Here is a 6,578-nt window from a genome sequence, read left to right on the forward strand (position 1 = left end):
GTATATGACGATGGTTAGCACTATCTCAAGAGTAAAATCCAGATAAAAGGGCACTTTAAAGGGGAAAGTGCCATCACTTTTAACACTAAATATAAAGATGGTAAGTTAAGTCAAGAAGGAGAGTATAGCGTAGGGGGACTGAGTACAGATTTCCTAGATGAAAAGCCTAATTATAAGACGAAGATAGGGCTGAAGGAGTATTCTATAACGGGTGAGTTCAGTCTAGCAGACAAAATTAGTTCAAGCTATAGCAAACTTGCGCCCAACCTTTCCATTGGCTTTGGCTATAAGAATCGCTCTCTTGAGGTTGGAACTAAGTCAGAGGATGGCTACCGCGTGACTTATGTGAAGGAACATAACCAGGTCAAACAAGATTACGCAACAGTTAAAACGACCACTGAAACAGGGGTGAGGAAGGTAGATCATCTCCAAAGGACATTTGACTATGTCGCAGAGCATCCGGTTGAGTCTGTGGTGACAACGACCCTCGCAATAGGAGCTGTTGCTGTTGCTGTAATGGTTGTTCCTTCAGCTATCGCTGCTGCGGGAGCTGTGCTAACTGCAAAATTACTAGGAGGATTAACTAGCATCCTTATTGGAATATCTATTTTTAATAATAAAGGGGAGTAACATATGAAATTAGTAGAAAAAAAAGTAAGTAGGGCGACAGAAAACACTCTTCTACAACTTGATAGGACTATTCTAATTTGCTTATTTTTAGTCTTGGCTGTTGATGTGATGGCAGTATTTTTAGTATTTCAAAGTAATTTGAAAATATTGGGACTCATATTATTAGTTATTGACTTTTTAGCTCTCGTCTTTGTATTTTATTTAAGATTTATATCTAGCAAAGTTGTTTATCTAATGTTAAACGATGCTATTAATCTTAAACTCTATGAAGACATGTTTAGGGTTCAATCTGAAAAATCTATTAAGCCCTATAGAGCAACGTACCAAGAAAATTTCCATTTTGTTAAGGGACAAGTGACTTATTTGAAAGGAGATTTTCAAGCTGCAAAAGAAAATTTTGAAAAAATTAATTTAAAAAAAGTTTGGAAGAGATTTAGTACAGACATATTCCTAAGATTAACTTATGGTCAATTGTTGGTTTCCATCCATCTTCAAGATGCGCAAGATATTGCTTTCTTTGAGGAACAGTTGTCCAAGGCGCCAGATTTGAAAGATGGTAAGGCTAAACTCGTTGCTCAAGCCCAAGCCATAAAAGATATTGTGTTCAATAAAGAAGTGAATGACTACTTCGACACTGCTGAACCAGAAAATCGATTAGCTCGAATCATGTTTTCTTATTACGGAGCCCTCAACGCTCAATTAAAAGGAGATGAAGAACGTGCCCGTAGTTTGTTTGAAAGCATCGCCCATGAAAATCCAGAGCTTTTCTATGTACAGGAAGCGAAGAAATATTTAGGAGTCGAGAAATAAGAGAGTAACATATGAAATTAGTTGAAAAAATAGTAAGTAGGGCGACAGAAAACACTCTTTTACAAATAGAGACTGTTATTCTAATTAGTTCAGCTGTAGCACTAGCTATTGGAGCAGTAGGAGTTTTTTTAGAACACCAACCTGAAACAAAAAGGTGGGGGTTAATACTTGCTTTACTGATGTTGTTTGTAGCTATCTGGAGTTTATATCTACGTTTTGTCCTAAACAAAGTTATTTATCTAATGTTAAACGATGCTATTAATCTTAAGCTCTATGTAGACATGTTCAGGGTTCAATCAGAAAAGTCTATTAAGCCCTTTAGGGCAACATATCGTGAGTATTACCAATTTATCCAAGGCCAAGTAGCTTATCTAAAAGGAGATTTTCAATCTGCCAAGGAAAATATGTCCAAGTATAATTTGAAAAAAATTTGGGGTAGATTAAGAGACTATACATTTTTAATATCAACCTATGAACTATTAAAAGTTTCCATCCATCTTCAAGATGCGCAAGATATTGCTTTCTTTGAGGAACAATTGTCCAAGGCGCCAGATTCGAAAGATGGGAAAGCTAAACTAATCGCCCAAACTCAAGCCATAAAAGATATTGTGTTTAATCAAGAAGTGAATGACTACTTCGATACCACAGAACCCGAAAATAAGTTAGCTCGAATCATGTTTTCGTATTACGGAGCTCTCAATGCCCAATTAAAAGGAGACGAAGCTCGTACTCGTAGTTTGTTTGAAAGCATAGCCCATGAAAATCCAGAACTCTTTTATGTTCAGGACGCGAAAAAATATTTAGAAGGAGAAAAGTGATGTCAGAACGTACGGCTTTACCGATTGGAAGTGTTGTTCGAGTGCGAGAAGGTGTAGAGCCTGTCATGATTGTTAATCATTGTCCAGTTACTGAAAAGGACGGCAAGCAAGGTTATTTTGACTTTGGAGCTGTCAGTCTTCCACTAGGACTTATGAATCAAAACATTATCTTCTTTAACAAAGAGGATATAGATGAAGTTCTATTCTTTGGTTACATCGATCGTAGATTTCAAGATTTTTTTGAGTCGTTATGATGAGGAAGTCTCAAAAATCACCTATGACCACTTCATCGTAGAAGACTTCAAAAAATGACATACAAATCCTAGGATTTTATTCTAGGATTTTCTATATGGTGAGAAAATGAAACACCTAAAATTTAGTATATAGGTCGGTGCATAAGCAAGTTACGAATTGGTAAGTTTTATTAATAGAATAAAGATTATAAACTCTCCTTGCCTGACTCTAGTATTCGTGGTATAATAAAGGGATAAATGAGAGAGGTTAGCTATGAAAAAAATAATTATAGGTAGTAGTGTTTTTGTAACTTTGTTGGTTGGTTCAGGAGCAACATTTATTTATTTAAAGAATCAAGAGATTTCTGTAACAAATAAGGTTAACGATCGTAAATTGAATATTGCTCTGGTAAATGAAGATGCTGGAGGCGTATTAAATGGCAACGCCTATAATCTAGGAAATGATTTCACAAATTTATTATCAAAAGAGAATACAAATCAATGGACTGTCATGACTCGTAATGTTGCTGAAAATCGATTTGAAAATGGGTCGGTTGATGTAATTGTTTATATCGAACAACAGTTTTCAGAAAAAATAGCTCAACTGGAAAGTTTTAATCCTGATAGAGCAAAGATAACATATAAAACGAAATCAAATTTAGATCCAGTTAAATCTAAGAATGTTGAGTTACGAGTAGGCGAATACCTTAATACTATTAACCAAAATGTTATAAAAATGTATTTTTCGAGTGTTATCAACAACCTAGATGATGCTAAAAGAAATGTTGATAATATTGTAAATGAACAATCTGGCACGCATACAAAAATTTCTCAATATATCTATGGCCCGTCAAACGAAGCAAGTCAGTCTATGTTAAGCACTTTGGACTTGGCTTCAAATCTACAGAAAACGAATTCGTCTTATGAAGATTCTCAAAAGGCTTTTTCTGATTCTGTTGTTAGTCTTTTAAATAATACAGGAATCGGATTAGAAAAACAACTTACGGAAGTTAAAACTTATTTTGATTTTCAAAAGGGTATATTTGAGAAGAATGTCTTAACAACCAATAACACATTGAAAGAACAGCATGAAGAAAATTCTAAAATTATAGATGGTTTAAATGATTCGGTGCTTAAATCATTGTATCAATTTGGAAATAGTACAGCTGAGGAAATATCTGAACAAGCTAAACTAGAAAATTTAGTAGTTGATTATCATAAGGTTATTGTTGATTATCAAGGTAAAATAAAAGATAGAAAATCCGAATTTGGACATCTCAAGACAGAATTAGAAGCAGAGAAAAAGAAAATATCACTCTTTTACTTTGGTAAAGAAGATGTTGATTTAAAATCGGACCTTACTTCGGATGCTAAAGCGACACTTGTAGATCAGATTAATAAAAGTTTGATTACTGAAAATCATTTGCCTGAAACTTATCAAACTTTAATTCGTTCAAATCTAACAGATATTAGTATTGAACCAACTGATTACCAAACTTTATTTAGTAAATTGGAGAAACTCAATGTTCTAACAGCTGATCAAGTTAAAGAATATAATGAAAAAATAGATTTACTTAAGAATTATACTAAATTTGATAAGAAGGCTACTTCTATAAGTGGATTACCTGTTTTTGAATTTTTATCGATTGAAAATGATAAGCTCGATAAAGTAACAGAAACGATGGAATTGACAGTTAAATTACCCCAATCTGAGTCTAAAACTGTCGAGGCATCTGTGACAAAACCATCCAGTAGTTCGCCTGAATCATCAACGGTAGTTGAGGCTAGCGGAGTTTCTACCAGTTCTGAAGGGACAAAATATTTATCTCCTAAAGCTAAAGTTTATGTTACAGGAGATGCTACCTTAGTTGGAGGAGAGCAAACTATAACAGATGATAAGCTTTATACTATGACGGTTGAATATACTTTAGAACCACATTATGGGAAAAATGAAATTTCATTTGAAGTACACATTGGTGAAACTACAATTCCTATCAAGAAAACTATTTATCGTAGTGATAAAGAAAAGTCAGATGTTTTAGTGAAAAAAGATTTAAAACATATTCTTGATAAATTAAGCAAAATTGATCGTACAACTGGTATGATTCAAGCAATTTATGGAAGTCCAAGTAGTTCCTCTATTAATTTTTCTGCCTTATCACCAGATTCTGTTTACCATATGTACGGCAACATCAGTCGTGATGATATAGCAACTCAGTTGTCAGAAGATCAAGTTACTAAATTTAAAGAATCAGGTATAGCTTTGTTGGAACAAATTCAAAATTCTTTGGAGTCATTAGAAAAATCAAGCGAGGCATTGCCTGAATTGGCTGAAGCTGAGTTACCGAATGATTATTTCAAAAATCAAATTAAAAACTTAGCTGATTGGTATAACAGTTCGATTAAGACCTTATCAACTGAGTACGATAAGTGGAAGGAAACGAAAGCGAAACAATTGGAAGTGACGGAGACAGCTTCAGATGCTAATAGTGGAATATTAATAAATGATAGTGAATCATCAAAACGCTTATATAGTTCAATTGAATCATTAGTGTCTACTACCTCTACTGGTTCAAAAGAAACTAGTCAAAATCACGAAGCAGTTGGGACTATGAAGGATCAATTTACTCAATTTGTTGGTCAAGTTCAGACTATTAAAGATAATGTTGATAAGACTATTTCAACTACGAATGATCTGATATCTAATGAAGCAGAAGTTATTCAAGGGAATAGAGACTACGCAGAGTCCTTTAAAACTGTTATGAAGAATATTCGTGATGGTGGAACGACCAATCAAAATGTGATGAATTTTTTATCTAATCCAATTGAAACTAAAAAAGAAACATATGAAGCGCCAATTTCAGTGGATAATAACAGAGTATGGGTTATTTTAGCGATTATTTTATCAGCAATTTCATCAGCAGGAATCACATATTGGTTGACAAAAGAAAAAGGCAAATAATGTAGATAATAACTCTCAAAATGTACTGACCCCAAAAAGTTAGACAAATAATTTAAGCGAAGGATTTAGTTCTGTATTGCACAGGGCTAAGTCCTTTTAGTTTGACCTTAATTCGTTTGTTGTTGTAGTAATCAATATAGTCCACAATAGCTTGTTCCAATTGCTTAAGCGACTGAAACGCCTTCTCATAACCATAAAACATTTCCGATTTCAAAATGCCAAAGAAAGAATCCATCATACCGTTGTCTGGGCTGTTACCTTTACGTGACATAGAGGGCTGAATTCCCTTACTCTCTAGGAACCGATGATAGGAATCGTGTTGGTATTGCCAGCCTTGGTCACTATGGAGACTCGTATTCTCATAGTATTTCTCTGTAAAGGCCTGCTCCAGCATAGCTTTCACTTGTTCTAAATTAGGAGAACAAGAAAGATTATAGGCGATAATTTCGCTATTAAAGCCATCTAAAACAGGCGATAAATACAATTTCTGTGTGCTATTTGGAATGGCAAACTCTGTCACATCCGTATAGCACTTTTCCATTGGCCTTGATGCTTCAAACTGACGTTGAATCAGGTTGTCTGCTTTCTTACCAATCTCTCCTTTGTAGGAAGAATACTTTCGTTTCCGACGAATTCGAGCACTTAAACCAAGGACCTTCATCAGACGTTGAACTTTCTTATGATTCACTGTAAAACCACGATTTCTTAGTTCAAGAGTAATTCTACGATAGCCATAATTTCCTTTATAGTCATTATCAATGGCCTGAATTTCATCCTTTAGCTCTTTATCCTTATCTGGTTGATCCAGCTGTCTCTGCTTTTCTCGCTCTAAGGCTTCGTCCCTTTCCTCTAACTCTTTTAACTTTTTTAGGTAATCCACCTCAGTCCGTAAGCGTTCATTCTCCTCTTGGAGTCGCTCTAGTTCTGTCATTTCTTCCCAAGTTTTCTTCCGTTTACGTCCCATTTTAGGTACTCTCCCTCTTGTTTTCTCAACAATAGTATACGCGTTTTTCTTGTATTTCGCTAGCCAGTTAAGAAGTATCGTACGACTTGGGAGACCGTATTCAAGAGAAACTCTATCTTTAGTCCAGCCTTCATGTAAGACTTTATTAATCATTTCTTGTT

General features: G+C 34.7%; 6 protein-coding genes. 5 read left to right on the plus strand and 1 reads right to left on the minus strand.

Translation table 11 applies throughout. The annotated features are described in order from the left end of the window. Positions 1-345 precede the first annotated feature (345 nt). The 5 genes from D8803_RS09875 (at position 346) to esaA (ending at position 5,453) form a co-directional block, all read left to right on the plus strand. Positions 346-630: a hypothetical protein gene (locus D8803_RS09875; RefSeq protein ID WP_223327431.1), complete on the plus strand. Its 285-nt coding sequence runs from the start codon at positions 346-348 to the stop codon at positions 628-630. Positions 631-633: 3 nt separating this feature from the next. Next, positions 634-1,440 (plus strand): hypothetical protein, encoded by an 807-nt coding sequence (locus tag D8803_RS09155; RefSeq protein ID WP_131200889.1) that lies wholly within the window; start codon positions 634-636, stop codon positions 1,438-1,440. Positions 1,441-1,451: 11 nt separating this feature from the next. After that, the gene (locus D8803_RS09160) at positions 1,452-2,258 is read left to right on the plus strand and encodes a hypothetical protein (protein WP_131200890.1); all 807 of its coding nucleotides are present in this window, start codon (positions 1,452-1,454) and stop codon (positions 2,256-2,258) included. Beyond that, on the plus strand, positions 2,258-2,512 hold the full coding sequence (locus D8803_RS09165; RefSeq protein ID WP_223327427.1) for a DUF4176 domain-containing protein: 255 nt from the start codon (positions 2,258-2,260) through the stop codon (positions 2,510-2,512). The genes D8803_RS09160 and D8803_RS09165 overlap by 1 nt, the downstream gene beginning before the upstream one ends. Positions 2,513-2,765: 253 nt before the next feature. Continuing rightward, a complete protein-coding gene (gene esaA / locus D8803_RS09170) occupies positions 2,766-5,453 on the plus strand; it encodes a type VII secretion protein EsaA (RefSeq protein WP_131200891.1) in 2,688 nt (895 codons plus the stop codon). Between the two features lie 52 nt (positions 5,454-5,505). Here esaA and D8803_RS09175 read toward each other — a convergent pair. Further along, positions 5,506-6,578 (minus strand): IS3 family transposase (locus D8803_RS09175; protein ID WP_190316819.1); only part of this gene is annotated, 1,073 nt, incomplete at its 5' end.

Source organism: Streptococcus oralis (genome assembly GCF_003943385.1).
GTDB classification, from domain to species: Bacteria; Bacillota; Bacilli; order Lactobacillales; family Streptococcaceae; genus Streptococcus; species Streptococcus oralis_CA.